Raw genomic sequence first — 15,171 nt, 5'->3', positions numbered from 1 at the left:
CGGAGGTTTAGTCTCTGTTCTCACTCTGCGAACGAACTCCTATTTCTGTACGACCATCACCAGTTCACCCGTATGGCCCAGTGGCAAGTGGGAAACCAGTCGGCTCGGCCTCTAGGGTGAGCGCCGTTCTGGTGATGACAATCCAATGGAGTGCCCCATGGAGTTGTGTTCAACTGACGCTACGGTACTGGTCATCGGCGGTGGCCCGGCCGGCTCCCTCGCTGCGGCCCTGCTCGCCCGCTCGGGCGTGGACGTGCTGCTCCTGGAGAAGGAGGTGTTTCCGCGCTATCACATCGGAGAGGCCCTGGCCTCGTCCTGCCGGGCGGTCCTGGAGCTCGCCGGCGCCGTGCAGGAGGTCGATGATTTCGGTTTCATGAGCAAGCACGGCGGTCTCTTCCGCTGGGGCACCGAGAAGGACTGGTGCGCGGACTGGACCAAGATGTTCGGGCCCGAAGTACGGTCCTGGTCGGTCGACCGCTCGGAATTCGACCACCTCCTGCTGAAGAACGCCGCCAAGCAGGGCGCCCGGGTGGTCGAGAACGCCGCCGTCAAGCGGATCGTGTTCGACGGCGACCGGCCGGTCGCCGCCGAGTGGGTGAGCGGCGACGCCCCCGAGGAGCTGCGCACCACCCGCTTCGACTTCGTCGTCGACGCCTCGGGGCGCGCCGGGGTGCTCACGGCGCAGCACTTCAGGAACCGCACGCGGCACGAGGTGTTCCGCAACGTCGCGATCTGGGGCTACTGGGACGGCGAGGAGCTGCTGCCGGGCACCCCGCAGGGCGGCAGCAACATCATCTCCTCCCCGGACGGCTGGTACTGGGTCATCCCGCTGCGGGGCGGCCGCCGCAGCGTCGGATTCGTCATGCACGAGACCGCCTTCCGTGAGCGGCGCCGGGCGCACGACTCGCTGGAAGGCCTGCTCACCGAGCTCGTCGACGAGTCCGACACGCTCCGCACCCTGCTGGCCGGTGACACCCGGATCTCCGACGCGAAGGTCGAGCAGGACTACTCCTACGTCTCGGCCGACTTCTGCGGCCCCGGGTACTTCGTGGCCGGCGACGCGGCCTGCTTCCTCGACCCGCTGCTCTCCAGCGGGGTGCACCTAGCCTCGTACAGCGCGCTGCTCGCCGCCGCCTCGATCGTCGCGGTGCTGGACGGCGAGGTCCAGGAGAGCGAGGCGAGCGCGTTCTACGAGTCGCTCTACCGTCATGCGTACAGCCGGATGCTCGCCATGGTGGCCCGCATGTACGACCAGTACCAGGGCCAGGCCGGCTACTTCTGGCTCGCGCAGCGGCTGACCGGCCTGCCCACCGCGCCGGTCGGCCGGCCCAGCAACTCGGCCTTCGTCGAGATCGTCGCCGGCGTCTCGGACCTCTTCGACGCCAAGCACGGCCGGGGCCCCGAGCAGGCGGAAGTGGCGAGTGCCACCGCCACCGACGCCGACACCGCTACGGACACCGCCACGGACACCGCCACCGACGAGGACCGTCTCGGCCTGGTCGAGATCATGCCGCGCGACCTCTGGGACGACGGCTCGCAGCTGCGGCTGGTCACTTCACCGCGCCTGGGCCTGCGGCGCGAGGAGCCCGCCGCCGTCGGCGGACGGCTGCGCCCGCCGCGCCCCGCCGAGTCCGAGCGCGTCGAGTCCGAGCGCGTCGAGTCCGAGCCCGTGGCCGCGCCCGGCCTGGACGCGTCCGGCCTGAGCGTGACCAGGTGACGGCGGCCATCGGCACCCCGTCCCCCCGAGCGGCAGCCGCCCGCACCCGCCAGGTGCATCTGGTGGACCTGACCGCGATCGCGGGCGCCAACTACAGCCCGACGCTGGGCTATCTGCAGGCGGCCGCCCAGGCCGACCCGGAGGTCGCAGCCGGCTGCACGTTCGTCCGGCACGCCCTGCTGTCCCGGGGCCCGGCCTTCGAGCAGGTCTGCGAGCAGGTGCTGGCGGCACTGGACGACCCGCTGGTGGTGGCCTTCACGGTCTACTTCTGGAACCGGGCCAAGTCCGTCGAGCTCGCCCGGCGCGTCAAGCAGGCCTGGCCCGGCTGCCACATCGTGATGGGCGGCAACGACGTCAGCTACCAGCAGGACGCGCTCTTCGCCGAGGCGCCGTGGACGGACGTCCTGGTGCACGGGGACGGCGAGTTCCGCTTCGTCGAGCTGCTGCGCTCACTGCTGCGCGGCCGCGACGGTCTCGACGGCCGCGACGACCGGGACGGCCTCGACGGCCTCGACGGTCTCGCGTCGATCGACGGCCTCAGCTACTGGGCCGGCGCCGGGGCGCACCGCCGGCTCGTCACCACCAAGGCCGCCGACCGCATCGCCGACCTGTCCGCCGTGCCCTCACCGATCTCCGTCTACTCGGACGCCGAACTGGCCGCGACCTCCCTGCTGGTCTACGAGACCAACCGGGGCTGCCCGTACGGCTGCGCGTTCTGCTACTGGGGCGGTGCGACCAACTCCAAGGTCCGCCAGTTCCCGATGGAGCGGATCGAGGCGGACCTGGACCGGATCATCCGGCTGGCCGGTCCGCACATGATGCTGGCCCTGGCGGATGCCAACTTCGGCATCCTGCCCCGGGACGTCGACATCGCCCGGATGCTGGTGGACACCTGCGAGCGGTACGGCAAGCGGGTCGACTTCTTCGTCACCTGGGCGAAGAACTGCAACAAGCGGATCGTGCAGATGGCCGGCCTGCTGCGCGACGGCGGGCTGCTGGCTCCGGTGACGCTGTCGGCGCAGTCCTTCAGCGCGGATGCCCTCGAACTGGCCAACCGGTCGAACATCAGGGTGGACAACTTCCGCAAGCTGCAAGCCGAGTTCCGCGACCTGGGCATCCCCACCTACACCGATCTGATCTGGGGGATGCCCGGCGAGACCTACGACAGCTTCCTCACCGGTACGGAGGAGGTGCTGACCGCGGGCGGAGCGCCGATCATCTTCCCGCTGCTGCTGCTGAACAACACCGACTACACCCGGGAGAAGTTCAGGCAGGACCAGAAGGTCGTGGTCCGCCACCTGCCGGTCGACGTCAGCGACCCCGAGCTGACCGGCGACACCGTGGTGAGCCACGCGACGATGACCGAACAGGAGTGGCTGCGCGGACTGGAGTTCAGGTTCTGCCTGTACCTCTTCCAGAAGTCCCTGCTGCGCTGCACTCTTCGTCTGCTGCACGCGAGCGGCGGCGTCCGGATGGTCGACCTGTGCGAGCTGCTGCGCGACTTCCTCTTCGAGCGGGAGCACGACCCGGTGGCCGGTGCCATCGCCCGCAACTACCGGGACTCCTGGTCGCAACCCGACCGGATGGACCGGGAGTTGATCGAGGGCGAGCTCAATATCGCCGTCGGCAGCGGTGAGTTGTACGGCCGCCAGGAGACCCACTACGAGGCGATCCTGCACCGCCTGGTACGCGACCCCGACACTCTGGCGCGCTTCCTGGACGAGGCGGTCGCGGTGCTGCTCCGGTCACTGCCCGAGGAGTGCCGACCGCAGGGCGAATCCCTGCGGGCCGCACGGGAGTTGGATCTGGCCGCGGGGGCGGTCTTCCGCGCGATGGCCACCGGGGTGGCCGAGCCGCTGGACTTCCGGCTGCCGGCCGACCTGATGCGCCTGCTCAGGGACGCTGGCGACCTGCCGCCCGAGCTCGACTGCCCGCAGGACGGCGAGATCACCGGCCGGATCAGCGCGGCGCCGGTCTTCCTGCAGGACTTCCACCCGAGCTACTCGTTCAGCCGGTTCGTGGTCCTGGTCTGGCGCGGCCTGGTCTCCCCCCTGCGGGAGGCCGCCGTCGACTGGACGGTCGGCAGGGTGTCGACTCCATCATGCCTGGTCGCAGACCTGGGCGGTAGGACGTAGCGCACGCATTTCCGCCCTTGTCCGCGCACCCGGGACCCCGCAGACTCGACGACATCCACTTCCCCGGCTCACGCGCCGGCGCCCCCACCGGGCCCCGGCGCGTACATCGGGCTGCCCCGCCACCGGCGGGTACCGGCCGCCGGGGGAGTGCTGGAACGAGGGGGTTTTGTGATGGATCAGGAAATCGTGCTGCGAGCGAGGGTGAAGCTGCTCAGCTGCAATCGGCGGGTGTTGCGCGGGCCGGACGCGTTGTGGGTGTACCGGACGCTGACACAGGTCAGCCCCGAGGTCTACGGATCGAAGCTCGCCTATGTGCTGGTGGAGGCCAGCCGCTCGCCCCAGGTTCGCGAACTGCCTGCCTATCGACGGGAGTTGCTGGAGGAGGCGGTGGCGGTGGCCGGGGCCCTGGACACCGCCAATCCGTTCCGCGCCAAGATGCTCAGCCGAGCGATCGAGGCGCTACGACAGGAGCCGACCGCGCCGTAGGCGTTGGGCGGGTCGCGGGGGACCGGGGGGCCGGGGGTGGCGCCCCGGTCCCCCGCGGGCAGTTCACTCTTCGCGCCTGAATCGGTCGCGCTGGAGCCGGCGGGCGAGGGCGCGCCGCATGGCGGCCGGTGCGGTGGTGGCGACCCTCGCGGGGACGTCGAGACCGCGGCTGATCTCGTCGTAGGCGTCCCGGTAGCCGCCGGGCAGCTCCGCCTGGTGCAGCATCAGGTCCTGCTCGACGAGGCGCCGCAGCTCGTCGACGCTCTGCGGCGTGAAGCGCTTCTTCCCCCGGGCAACGGCGTTGAGGTAGCGGGTGCAGCGGGCGGTGTCGTCGCAGCTCTCGGAGATCTCCTCGGCGAGGCCCCACAGGCGGCCTTCGAGCCAGGGCGCGTCGTGCTGGTCGAGCGAGAGTCCCATCGGGGGCAGCGGGTCGCCCGCCTTGTACTTCGTCACCTGCTTGGACACGGCGGGCTGACTCAGGTCGGTGAGCTGGGCGATCCTCTCCTGGGTCCAGCCGAAGTCGGCGAACAGCTTGATCATCTCGGTGCGCAGCTTCCGCATCTCCTCACCCGCGCGGATGACGTCGTTCATCTCGGCGAGCATCCGTCCGGCCTGCTCCTCGGTCAGCGTCTCGGGCTCCTGCTGCGTGTGCTCGTCGCGTGCCATAGCTAGGTTATACACCCGGTTCCATCCCGATTCTGCCAGTCATAACCCAGTTGTATAACCAGGTTATGACTGTCAGGATGCAGCCATGCCCACCTTCTCCGCACCTGACGGAACCCGGCTCGCCTACCGCGTGATCGGAACCGGCGACCCGCTCGTCTGCCTCCCGGGAGGCCCCACCGACTCCCGCTACCTCGGCGACCTCGGCGGCCTGTCCAAGCACCGCAGGCTGATCGTCCCGGACCTGCGCGGCACCGGCCGGTCCGCGATTCCCCAGGACACCGCCTCCTACCGCTGCGATCGCCTGGTCGACGACGTCGAGGCGCTGCGCGAACACCTCGGACTTCCCCGGCTGGACCTGCTCGGCCACTCCGCCGGTGCGAACATCGCAGCGCAGTACACGGCCCGGTACCCGCAGCACATCGCCAAGCTCGCCCTGATCGGCCCCAGCACGAGAGCCGTCGGCATAGCGGTCACCGCGGAGACACGACGTGAGCTCGCCGGGCTCCGGAAGGCCGAGCCGTGGTTCCCGGCGGCGTTCGCCGCCCTGCAAGCGCTCACCGCGGGCACGGGCGGCGACGCGGACGCCGTCGCCTCCTTCTTCTACGGCCACTGGGACACCGCGGCACAGCACCACCACGCAGCCAGCCGGCCCACCAACCCCGAGGCGGTCACCCTCTTCGCGGCCGACGGCGCCTTCACCCCCCACGCCACACGCGCGGGGCTCGCCACCTGTACGGCCCCCGCCCTGCTGCTCGCCGGAGAGTTCGACCTGAACAGCCCCCCGCAGTCAGTTGCCGAGTACGCCGAGCTGCTCCCCACCGCCACTCTCGTCGTGCAACCGGGAGCCGGCCACTACCCCTGGCTCGACGATGCGGACCAATTCACGGCGACCATGGCGGCATTCCTGGCTTGAGGCCGTTTCCCGGCCTCCATCATCCGGTCACCGGGTCGGGGCGATGGATGCGGCGAAGGCGGCGAGGACGGTGAAGTCGCCCTCCCGCAGGCCGATCCGGGGATTGACGTGGTGGAGAAGAGCGGGCGCGTGGTGGCCGTCGGCCACATGGGCGTGATCCGCATCGCTCTGCTCGTCGTCCACCCAGGCGAACGGCCGGCCGTCGGCATACGCGACCAAGGGCTCGGACTTCCAGTGCACCCCGTCCGGACGCTCTCTGTGCAGGGCGTCGCCGAAGTCGACAAAGGGCAGTTCCGGCAGCCCGAGCACCGGGCCGATCCACCGGTTCGCCTCACTCATCCAGGTCGTGGCCCAGCACAGCTCGTAGTCGAGCGCCAGCAGCGCCCGTCCGTGGTCAGGGTTGAGCCACACCCGCAGCGGCGTCCGCCTGCCATGCGCTGTGCCCAACTCGGCGGCGGCGCTGGTGTCTCGCGGGATGCGGAGGGTCGTATATCCCTCGGGTCGCCTCTCGGGCTTCGCCGCGTAGGGATTCAGGGGCCCGTCGACATCGAGGAAGAGCAACGGTCGCCTCATGACACTCTCTCCGTTCCGTTCCCGCCGCCGATCGTCCTAGGGGACATCCTGGCCGCAGACGACGCAGCCTCCCTCGCCCAAACAGCGGCTGCGGAGGGTCTGATCCAGGTCGCGCAACAGTTCCCCGACACGTCCTCCTCCGGGCGGTGCGGCAGGGTAGCGGCTGAGCACATCAACGACGACTGGTGACGCGTGCCGGCAAGCCTGCTCAATGTGATCAGCACCGGCCTTCCGATCATTGCCCGCAACAAGTTCAGCCACACACGCCGCGTGGGCCGCTGCCCCCAGAATGTGCTTCACCTGGTGGGCGTCGGCCAGTGGATGGAGGTACGCAGCGGCTGCTGCGGACATCGCCGCCCGCGCCGCGTTGCTCGCCGCCGCGGTATCTGCCTCTCGGGCCGCCTTGTGTGCCGCCCACCCGGTATCGCGCAGTGCCTTCCCGCGTTCGCCACCTCGGGCGAACGTCCATGCGGCATCCACGGCGTCGCGAGGCCGCGAGTCGGCTGGGTGTGCTCTCTCGAAGATCTCAAGGACCTCCTGCGCGCTCTGGGCTGCATAGCGGGTGACCTCACGAAGGTCCTGCTTGCTCAGATTGATCTCGCTGGTGCCATTCGCCATAGCGACCATCCTCACCTACCGCACTGGATGGTTCCATTCAGTTACTCGGCCGCTCGGGACCACTGTCCTGGATCGGCCAACCCTCATGAGGGGGGGCCGTCCCCGCCGACCTGGACCCGGCGGTGTGGGCACCGAGACGTCCATGACCGCCGAGGCGGCGCCGCTGCGGACCGCCCCGAGGCGGCGCGAGGAGGGCGCGATGCGCGTCTTCTCCTGGACGACGTCCTCACCCGCCCTCCATGCCCGGTACCGTCTGGAATGGCGGTTTCGGGCCAGACCCGAACGCGACACGACTCAAGGGGAGTTCAGGTGATCCAGGTGCGGCCCAGCGAGCAGATGCGTGACCTTGGAGTGGTGCAGTACGGCGCCCCCGTCCTCGCCGAGCCCGCCCGCCCCTTCGACCTGCCGGCCGAGCGGGAGGCCGCCGAGCAGGTCATCGAGCAGCTTTTCACCTCGATGGAGCGCATCGGGCAGGTTCACCCCTTCGCCAAGGGCATGGGCATCGCGGCACCGCAGATCGGCATCGGCCGGGCCGCCGCGATCGTCCAGCCTGCCGAGACCGGCACTCCGGCGATCGTCCTGCTAAACCCCCGCATCACCGACCGCTCCAACGAGGCGGACGAGCAGTTCGAGGGCTGCCTGTCCTTCTTCGACGTGCGTGGCCTGGTGCCCCGCCCGCTGCGGATCACCGTGGAGACCACCACGCTGGACGGCCAGCCAGTGGTCACCACGTACGAACGCGGGCTCGCCCGGTTGGTCCACCACGAGATCGACCACCTCGACGGACTCCTCTACACCGCCCGGATGCGCACCGGCGTTGACCCCATCCCCGTCGAGCAGTATCGGCAGACTGGCCGCGCATGGGCCTACGAGCAGTAGCAGGATGCCAACTACCGCTCAGCTCTCGGAAGTCACTACATGCACCTCCAACGTGATCACCCCAAGTGACTCTTTCGTCTCGTCATAGATTGATCTGATCGCGGTCAGCAGCTCTTCCCTGGACTCAGGTACCCCGCTGATCGCGGCCACGTCTTCGTGATCGAGCATCTCTTCGAAGGAGGCGTACCGGCTGACTCTGGTGACCCGGGTCAGGACGTGCGCTCCCTCTGCCTGGAAGCGGATCAGCTGCCCGGGTGCCAGATCGCGACGGTTGGGATAGGTGACCCGAACCTCGACTGTCTTGGCTCCGGAGGCAACCAGATCGAGGTATGGGCGACGTAGGTGCATCACGCGGACAGCCGACTGGGGCGGCTTCTGGCTATCGAAGGTCACGCCCCCATCATGGCAACCCGCCCGCGTACCTGTTGCGTACGCCGCCATTCCCGAGACGCCTCCGAATGGGCACGGAAGAATAACGGATTCCGGGATTTCCTGAGACACCCCGGCAGGGGGCTCCTTCACGAGCTGAGCAGCCGTCAGCTCACTCCTAATGAGTCACCCAGGGCGCTGAGACAGCTGAACTGTTCCTAATCTGGGCGTCCTCGCCGAAGCACCGCAGGCGCGGCGGCCCGGGGAAACAGTGACAGTCACAGTTTCGCGTGTGGCGCAGGGGAGTTGGCGCTCCTTGGGACGTTGCGGTCAGCGGGCGGGTTCCAGGAGGACGATGGGGATTTCGCGGGTGGTCTGCTGCTGGTAGGCCGCGTACTGGGGCGTGGCTGCGACCATCAGGTGCCACAGCTGTGGGCGCTCTGCCTCGGTGGCGGGGCGGGCGTGTGCGGCGAAGGTGTCCGTGCCCACCTGCACGGTGACGGACGGGTCGGCGAGCAGGTTGAGGTACCAGGCCGGGTGGTGGTCCGCGCCGTTGTTGGAGGCCGCCAGGACGTAGCGGTCGCTGTCGTGTTGGTAGACCAGGGCGGTGCGGCGCAGTTCGCCGGTGCGCCGGCCTCGGGTGGTCAGCAGCAGGTCGTTCACGTCCGGTCGGGGTCGGCCTCCGGTCTCCTGGAAGCGGCGAATGTGCTCGGCGACCCAGGCGTTGGGGCTGTCGTGGAGAACGGGCATCATGCCTCCCGGACGGTGAGGGCGGCACGGTGGTGGCGGGGCGCATCGACCTCGTCGAGCAGGGCGATGGCGAAGTCCGCTGGCGTGATCCGGCTGGCCGGGTCGCCGTGCTCGGCGAGCTGGTAGCGGCCGGTGACCGGGCCAGCGTGGTCGAAGTCGCCTGCGGGGGCCACGTATGCCCAGTCGAGGGTGCAGCTTCGAAGCTCGTCGAGGCCTGCCGCGTGGCCGAGATAGAAGGGTCGGTACTCGTTCGGGTAGCCGGGCTCGTCCATCAGCGGGGCACCGGACGCTCCGGGCATGATCGATGCGAGGCCGACCGTCACCAGGCGGTGCACGCCGGCCTTCGCCAGGCCGGCCGTCAGGGCGCGGGACGACGCGGTGAAGAAGTCGTGCGGCGGAACGGACAGGTCCACGGCGGCGTTGACGGCGGCATCGTGTCCGGCGGCCACCTGCTCGATGCTCGCCGCATCCGTGACATCGCCCGCCACCGCCCGCGCCCCGGCCAACTCGCCGTGGCCTGCGGGGTCACGCACCACGGCGGTGACCTGGTGGCCGCGCCGGCTCGCCTCGGCGACGGCCTGCCGCCCGATCCGGCCACCCGCACCGAAGACCACGATGTTCATGAGGAATCGCCTCTCACCAGGGCCGGAGCACCTGTGCCCCAGCCGGTTCGCCGACCATATCGGGGGCAGCGGTTACCAGTTGGATACCGGCTATCGTGAGGCCATGAGGGAACCGCTGCCCGCCGACATGTTCGATGAACTGTGCCCGTCCTCGCTCAATCCGATCCGGTTCGGTGACAAGTGGGCGGCGCTGGTCATCCGCTGCCTTGAGCACGGACCGCGCCGCTTCTCCGAGTTGCGGGTGCCGCTGGGCCGCGTCACCCCCAAGGTCCTCACCCAGTCACTGCGGTCCCTTGAACGCGACGGCCTGGTCAAGCGCACCGTCTACGCCGAGGCCACCCCGCATGTCGAGTACGAGCTGACTCCGCTGGGCCGCAGCATGCTCGAACCCATGGCGGCCGCCTGCGCGTGGGCGGAGGAGCACTGGGACGAACTGCTCAGCGCCCGTGAGTAGGGCTGTTGCGGGCGACCGCGGTCACTGCTTGCCCAGGAGCATCCACTTCTCCACCGTGGCCAGCGGCGCGAATCCGACCTTGGCGTAGACCTCGTGGGCGTCCGCGGTGGCCAGCATGACGCGGCGCAGGTCGTAGCCGGCGAGGTGGTCGCGGACGGCGGCGGCCAGCGCCGTGCCCAGCCCCCGGCCGCGCGCGGCGGGGGCGATGTAGACGTCGCAGAGCCAGGCGAAGGTGGCCCGGTCGGTGACCACCCGGGCGTAGCCGAGTTGGGCGCCGCCCTCGCCCGTGCCGGGGCTCGCGTAGAGGCCGAAGTTGAGCGAACCGGCGATCGCCTGGTCCTGCTTGTCGCGGGTGACGCCGAGTGCCCAGTAGGCGTCGAGCGAGAGCCAGCGGTGGATCAGCTCGGCGTCGAGGCGGGCGGGGTCGGTGGAGATCTCGTAGCCGTCCGGCAGTGTGGTGTCCATCGCGTGATCCAAGCAGTTCGCCCTGGCCGGCGGCGAGCGGATATCGGCGGGTTCGGGCGAACTGCAGTCAGGCGAACAGTGCCGAGCCGAACCACTGGTCGGGGCCGGTCACTCCGGGGAGCGCGAAGAAGTAGCCGCCGCCGGTCGGTGAGATGTAGTCCACCAGCGGCTCGCCGGCCAGCCGCTGCTGGACGACCTGGAACTGCCGGGCCACGTCCTGCTGGTAGCAGCAGAAGATCAGCCCGACGTTCAGGTTGCCGTCCAGGTCGAGACCGCGGTCGTAGTTGTAACCCCGGCGCAGGATCCGCTGGTTGTCGGTCTCGGTGGTGCGCGGGTTGGACAGCCGGATGTGCGCGGTCATCGGGATCAGCAGGCCCTGCGGGTCGGCGCCGTAGTCGGGTATGTCGCTCTCCACCGTGCCGTCCAGCGGAGCGCCGGAGTCGCGGCGCCGGCCGAGCATCTGCTCCTGCTCGTGCAGCGAGACCCGGTCCCAGAACTCCACGAGCATCCGGATGATGCGCACCACCTGGTACGAGCCGCCCTCCACCCAGGCCGGCTCGCCGGCCGCCGCACCGCCGTGCGTCCAGAGCACGGCGTTCGCGACGGCCGGGTCGGTTGCGTCGGGGTTGGCGATGCCGTCCTTGAAGCCCAGCTGGTTGCGCGGGGTCCCGGACGGGCGCGGGGCGGCGTGGAAGCCGTCCACCTTCCACTTCGGTTGCATCCCGCTGCGCGTGTGCCGGGTGATGTCGCGCAGGGCGTGCATCACGGTGTCGCGCGAGTCGGCGCAGATCTGCAGCGAGAGGTCGCCGTGCAGCTCGGTCGAGCCGACCATGTCGTCGTCGGGGAAGACCGGCATCTCGACCAGCTTGGAGGGCTTGCGCGCGGCCAGCCCGTAGCGGTCGTCGAAGAGCGAGGCGCCGACGCCCACGGTGACGGTCAGCCCGTCGGCGGGCAGCACCGGGCCGAGCGTGGCGCTGTCGGTGGGCGGCGAGGCAAGGTCGGTGGCGGGCACCGGGCCCCCGGCGGTCAGCGTGCTGATCCGGTCGGTCAGCGTCCGCAGCAGCGCTTGGAGTGCGGCCCGGTCGGGCGCGATGACGTCGAAGGAGACGAAGGTCGCGGCCGCCTGCGGGGGAGTGCTGATGCCTGCCTGGTGCGGCCCGTAGAACGGGATCACCCGGTCGGAGGGGCTGCTGACGGGCTCGCCGGCGGCGGCCGCGAGCGCGCCGGCCAGCGCGCCCGCGCCGACGGTGGCGCCGACGGTGGCGCCGAGCGCGGCGCCGCGCAGGAAGGCCCGCCGCCGCAGCGGCTGGACGGGGCAGGAGTGGCCGGCGTCGGGCTCGGTGGGCGTGCTCATGCGTGGTTCCTCGGGGTCAGCAGGTTGGGCAGGAACGCCAGTTGCTCCAGGAGTGCGCCGAGGTCACCGTTGAGGTGCTCGCGCTGGGCGGGGGTGAGCCGGGCCGGCGGGGTCCAACTGCCGTCGGGCGCCCGGGTGGCGCGTACTTCGGCCTGCAGGGCGGGGAGTTGGCGGTTCAGCTGGTCGAGCAGCGCGCCGTCCAGCGGGCGGATCACCGGGGCGAGCACGCTCAGCACCTCCTCGGTGCCCTGGATGTTGGCGTCCACGGTGGCCAGCGTGCTGCCGCTGCCGTAGTCGGCGATGCCGTTGACCTGGAACTGCAGGGCGTTCTCCAGGATCTCGTGGGCGCGCAGCGGCAGGGTGCCCGGGTCGGTGTCCTCGCTGGGGAAGTCCTGGATCAGTCCGGCGGCGTCCGAGACGAGCTGCTTGCTGGTCGCGCGCAGCCGGTCGGCGCTCCAGCCGTGCCACAGGCCGTACTCCAGGGCGAAGAAGCCGGTCCAGTCCGGCGTGTCGACGCCCTGCGGCCGGCCGTTGGCCATGCCGTTGAGCGCGTCGTCGAAGTCGCCGAAGGAGTTGTAGGCGGCGCCGAGGCGCTCGTAGTCCAGGTGGGCAGTGAGCCAGTCGGTGCGGGCGGCGGCCAGATTGCCGTGGGCCACGTCGGCGTCCACCGTGCGGGCTGCGGCGAGCAGTTGGGGCAACGCGCCCTGCACGTAGGCGCGGTAGGCGGTGACCGGGCCGCTCAGCTGGAGGTCGGACATCGGCAGGTAGCCGGCCACCGCACCGGACGCGCTGCCGGTGACCGTGACCGGGCTGGAGGTGGCGACCGGCCCGCTGGAGAAGACGCAGCGGACGGCGTACCGGCCGCCGGTCAGGGTGGTGTCCAGCGGCAGCGTCTTGCCGGGGCCGAGCCAGCTGATCTCGGCGTAGGCGAGCCGTGCGTCGGCCGAGACCAGGTACACCGTGGCGAACACCCCGGAGGTGTTGGTGACGGTGAACTCAATGGGACCGGAAGGGAGTTGAGCGGGCGGCGTGCCGCATCCCGTGGTGCTGATCCGGAGCGTGCCGCCGGGCGGCGCGGCGCTGCTGCCGGCCGGCGCGGAGGCGATCAGGGCGCCGGCACTCAGCACGACCAGCCCGGCCAGGCCCGCGAGCCGCTGCCGCTTGCGGGCGGCCTTGCGGGAGAGCGTCTGGGGGTGGGTGCGGGCGTCGGTACGGGCGTCGGGCTCGGAGGGGACGGGCTCCGCCATGGCTTGGGGGTTCCTTCGCTCGGGCCGGGCGCCCCGGCCCGAGCACGCTGCTCGGACCGGGGCGCTCTGTACGGTCGCTGGGCGGCGGGGTGTCAGCCCCAGATGTCGGTGATCGGCGCGGCGGTGCTGCTCGCCCCGACCGGGTTCAGCCCGTACATCGACTCCAGGGTGGAGAGCACGTTGTAGTGGTTGATCGTCTCGGTGTACTGGCCGCTCTGGACACCCGCGCCGAAGAAGATGGTCGGGACCTGGTTGCTCTCGGTGTAGTCGTCCTCGTCCCAGGTGACGACCAGCAGGCTGTTGTTCTGCTGCGCCCAGGTCGCGTAGGCGGCCATCTTGCTCTGCAGCCAGGAGTCACCCTGGGCGATGGTGCCGTCGTGCATGTCGTCGTTGAGGTTCGGGATCACGAACGACAGGGTCGGCAGGTTCGCGTAGTTCGACGAGCTCGGGAACGCGGTGAACGGGACCGAGTCGGCGGCCGGCACGTTGCTGAAGTTGACCCACGGGGAGTGCTTGCGGGCGTAGGCCCCCGAGGTGCAGCTGGTCGAGCCGGTCTTCGGCAGGCCCTCCGAGTAGCCCTTGAAGGTCTTGCCGGAGGCCAGCAGCTCGGAGCCGAGGTTCGCGGTGTTGCCCTTGTTGACGGGACAGGCGTCGGAGCTGAGACCGAAGGTGCTGCCGCCGAAGAGCGCCATGTAGTTGGGCTCGCTGGGGTGTGAGACGCCGAACGAGGAGGTCATCAACGCGCCCTGGTCGGCGAGGGAGTTGATGTAGGGGGCGTCGGTGTTGCCGATGATGTCGTCGAAGGAGTGGTTCTCCTCCATGACGACCACGACGTGTGCGTAGGTGGGGACGGCGCTGACGCTGGCCTTCGCGGCGGGGGCGGCGACGGCGGTGGCGGGCGAGTAGAGCGCCGTGGACAGTGCGACGGCGGTTGCCACGGCGGCGATGGACAGCCCGGCAAGACGCGACCTCGTACGCATGGGGACTCCAGTCAGACACGAGCCGGGTTCGGTTGCCGGCTCACGGGGGACGTGCGAGCCCGCCGCGTCGGCCTCGTAGCGGAGGCCACTGGCTGACGTGGCGGCGACCGGGCATGGACATGCCCGGTTTCGGTGCCGGGAGAAAGTATCCCGCGCGGCAGGCGCCTTTGAGTTGTCGGTGAACTGGCGAGATTGTGAACTTCGTGCGGAGAGGGAGCGCCAGAACGCTGGGCCGAACCGGCGGACGTCCCCGGTTCATGCGATGGTCACCGCGCTGCGGTGTGGCCGCCGGACGGGTGAGATGATCGCGTGCAGTGAAGGATGTGAGTGCTGTGGACCAGGGTGGCGGCGGGCTGTACGACAATTCGGACGAGCACCGCTACGAGGACGAGCACCGCTACGAGGACGAGCACCGCTACGAGGACGAGCACCGCTACGAGGTGCTGGCCGCCGATCCGGACGTCTGGAACACCATCGAGGCGTGTGCGGCGCGGGCGGGGGCGGGGTTGCCCAGCGCCCGGCAGTTCCTCGCGCCTCTGCTGGAGTCGCCGATCATCGGGCGCGGAGTCGAGCGGGGCATGCGGCGCGGGCGGGAGCGGGCGCTGCTGCGGGGGCTGTCGACCGGGGCGTCCCGGACAGCCGAGTTCCAACTGCCGGTCGGGCGAGCCATCGTGGCGACGCTCTGCTCGTTGGCGCGGATGCGGCAGCGGGTGCGGTCGGTGCAGCAGCACGCCGACGGCTGCACGATCACCGCGGAGGTGCCGTCCGACTGGCGGGCCTTCGGGGGAGTGCTGGCGGTGACCGTGCGGCGGACCGCGAGCGGGGTGAGCGTGCTGGCCGAGGCGCACACGCCGGGGCAGTTGATCGACTGGGGCGCGAGCAGGAAGGCGGTCGCCACCGTGCTGGCGGACATCCCGGTGCTGCTGGCGTAGCCCGAACGCC

The 15,171-nt window shown here is 70.3% G+C and carries 17 protein-coding genes; 7 read left to right on the top strand and 10 right to left on the bottom strand.

What is annotated here, in order from left to right; genetic code table 11:
* Positions 1–157: 157 nt before the first annotated feature.
* The 3 genes from P3T34_RS04855 (at position 158) to P3T34_RS04845 (ending at position 4,338) form a co-directional block, all read left to right on the top strand.
* Positions 158–1,717 carry an NAD(P)/FAD-dependent oxidoreductase gene (locus tag P3T34_RS04855; RefSeq protein WP_280664727.1) on the top strand — a complete coding sequence of 520 codons (1,560 nt, stop codon included), beginning with the start codon at positions 158–160 and terminating at the stop codon, positions 1,715–1,717.
* Positions 1,714–3,852: a radical SAM protein gene (locus P3T34_RS04850; protein WP_280664726.1), complete on the top strand. Its 2,139-nt coding sequence runs from the start codon at positions 1,714–1,716 to the stop codon at positions 3,850–3,852. Before P3T34_RS04855 ends, P3T34_RS04850 begins: the two co-directional genes overlap by 4 nt.
* Before the next feature lie 171 nt (positions 3,853–4,023).
* Positions 4,024–4,338: a hypothetical protein gene (locus P3T34_RS04845; RefSeq protein ID WP_280664725.1), complete on the top strand. Its 315-nt coding sequence runs from the start codon at positions 4,024–4,026 to the stop codon at positions 4,336–4,338.
* A 63-nt stretch (positions 4,339–4,401) separates the two neighbouring features.
* On the opposite strand, the gene P3T34_RS04840 is transcribed toward P3T34_RS04845, so the two are convergent.
* A complete protein-coding gene (locus P3T34_RS04840) occupies positions 4,402–5,004 on the bottom strand; it encodes a sigma-70 family RNA polymerase sigma factor (RefSeq protein WP_280664724.1) in 603 nt (200 codons plus the stop codon).
* A gap of 85 nt (positions 5,005–5,089) precedes the next feature.
* On the opposite strand from P3T34_RS04840, the gene P3T34_RS04835 reads away from it, so the two are divergent.
* Complete coding sequence (locus P3T34_RS04835) at positions 5,090–5,917, top strand: alpha/beta fold hydrolase (RefSeq protein ID WP_280664723.1); 828 nt, start codon at positions 5,090–5,092, stop codon at positions 5,915–5,917.
* Positions 5,918–5,944: 27 nt separating this feature from the next.
* Here the strand turns inward: P3T34_RS04835 and P3T34_RS04830 are convergent, their stop codons facing one another.
* A complete protein-coding gene (locus tag P3T34_RS04830) occupies positions 5,945–6,490 on the bottom strand; it encodes a hypothetical protein (protein ID WP_280664722.1) in 546 nt (181 codons plus the stop codon).
* Positions 6,491–6,526: 36 nt separating this feature from the next.
* Positions 6,527–7,108 (bottom strand): putative immunity protein, encoded by a 582-nt coding sequence (locus P3T34_RS04825; RefSeq protein ID WP_280664721.1) that lies wholly within the window; start codon positions 7,106–7,108, stop codon positions 6,527–6,529.
* Between the two features lie 309 nt (positions 7,109–7,417).
* Between P3T34_RS04825 and P3T34_RS04820 the strand changes: the two genes are divergently transcribed.
* Entirely contained in the window at positions 7,418–7,987 is a 570-nt protein-coding gene (locus P3T34_RS04820) for a peptide deformylase (protein ID WP_280664720.1), read from the top strand.
* An 18-nt stretch (positions 7,988–8,005) separates the two neighbouring features.
* Here P3T34_RS04820 and P3T34_RS04815 read toward each other — a convergent pair whose 3' ends face one another.
* The 3 genes from P3T34_RS04815 to P3T34_RS04805 all read right to left on the bottom strand — a co-directional run bounded on the left by P3T34_RS04815 (position 8,006) and on the right by P3T34_RS04805 (position 9,729).
* Positions 8,006–8,380: an ASCH domain-containing protein gene (locus tag P3T34_RS04815; protein ID WP_280664719.1), complete on the bottom strand. Its 375-nt coding sequence runs from the start codon at positions 8,378–8,380 to the stop codon at positions 8,006–8,008.
* 306 nt (positions 8,381–8,686) lie between these two features.
* Positions 8,687–9,106 carry a nitroreductase family deazaflavin-dependent oxidoreductase gene (locus tag P3T34_RS04810; protein WP_280664718.1) on the bottom strand — a complete coding sequence of 140 codons (420 nt, stop codon included), beginning with the start codon at positions 9,104–9,106 and terminating at the stop codon, positions 8,687–8,689.
* Positions 9,106–9,729, bottom strand: a complete 624-nt coding sequence (locus P3T34_RS04805) for an NAD(P)H-binding protein (protein WP_280664717.1) — start codon at positions 9,727–9,729, stop codon at positions 9,106–9,108. The genes P3T34_RS04810 and P3T34_RS04805 overlap by 1 nt, the downstream gene beginning before the upstream one ends.
* Before the next feature lie 103 nt (positions 9,730–9,832).
* On the opposite strand from P3T34_RS04805, the gene P3T34_RS04800 reads away from it, so the two are divergent.
* Positions 9,833–10,183, top strand: a complete 351-nt coding sequence (locus P3T34_RS04800; RefSeq protein ID WP_280664716.1) for a helix-turn-helix domain-containing protein — start codon at positions 9,833–9,835, stop codon at positions 10,181–10,183.
* A gap of 21 nt (positions 10,184–10,204) precedes the next feature.
* On the opposite strand, the gene P3T34_RS04795 is transcribed toward P3T34_RS04800, so the two are convergent.
* From P3T34_RS04795 to P3T34_RS04780, 4 genes are all read right to left on the bottom strand, one after another.
* Entirely contained in the window at positions 10,205–10,648 is a 444-nt protein-coding gene (locus tag P3T34_RS04795) for a GNAT family N-acetyltransferase (protein ID WP_280664715.1), read from the bottom strand.
* Between the two features lie 67 nt (positions 10,649–10,715).
* Positions 10,716–12,002, bottom strand: coding sequence for an iron uptake transporter deferrochelatase/peroxidase subunit (gene efeB, locus P3T34_RS04790; RefSeq protein WP_280664714.1), 1,287 nt, complete (start codon positions 12,000–12,002; stop codon positions 10,716–10,718).
* Positions 11,999–13,249, bottom strand: coding sequence for an EfeM/EfeO family lipoprotein (locus tag P3T34_RS04785; protein ID WP_280664713.1), 1,251 nt, complete (start codon positions 13,247–13,249; stop codon positions 11,999–12,001). Before P3T34_RS04785 ends, efeB begins: the two co-directional genes overlap by 4 nt.
* Before the next feature lie 92 nt (positions 13,250–13,341).
* Positions 13,342–14,229 (bottom strand): alkaline phosphatase family protein, encoded by an 888-nt coding sequence (locus P3T34_RS04780; RefSeq protein ID WP_280664712.1) that lies wholly within the window; start codon positions 14,227–14,229, stop codon positions 13,342–13,344.
* Positions 14,230–14,543: 314 nt separating this feature from the next.
* On the opposite strand from P3T34_RS04780, the gene P3T34_RS04775 reads away from it, so the two are divergent.
* Positions 14,544–15,161 (top strand): hypothetical protein, encoded by a 618-nt coding sequence (locus P3T34_RS04775; RefSeq protein WP_280664711.1) that lies wholly within the window; start codon positions 14,544–14,546, stop codon positions 15,159–15,161.
* The last annotated feature ends 10 nt before the right edge of the window (positions 15,162–15,171 follow it).

The sequence above is a fragment of the Kitasatospora sp. MAP12-44 genome (assembly GCF_029892095.1).
GTDB lineage: Bacteria > Actinomycetota > Actinomycetes > Streptomycetales > Streptomycetaceae > Kitasatospora.
The sequence above is the reverse complement of the archived record's forward strand: the minus strand, read 5'-3'. Positions and strand labels throughout refer to the sequence as shown.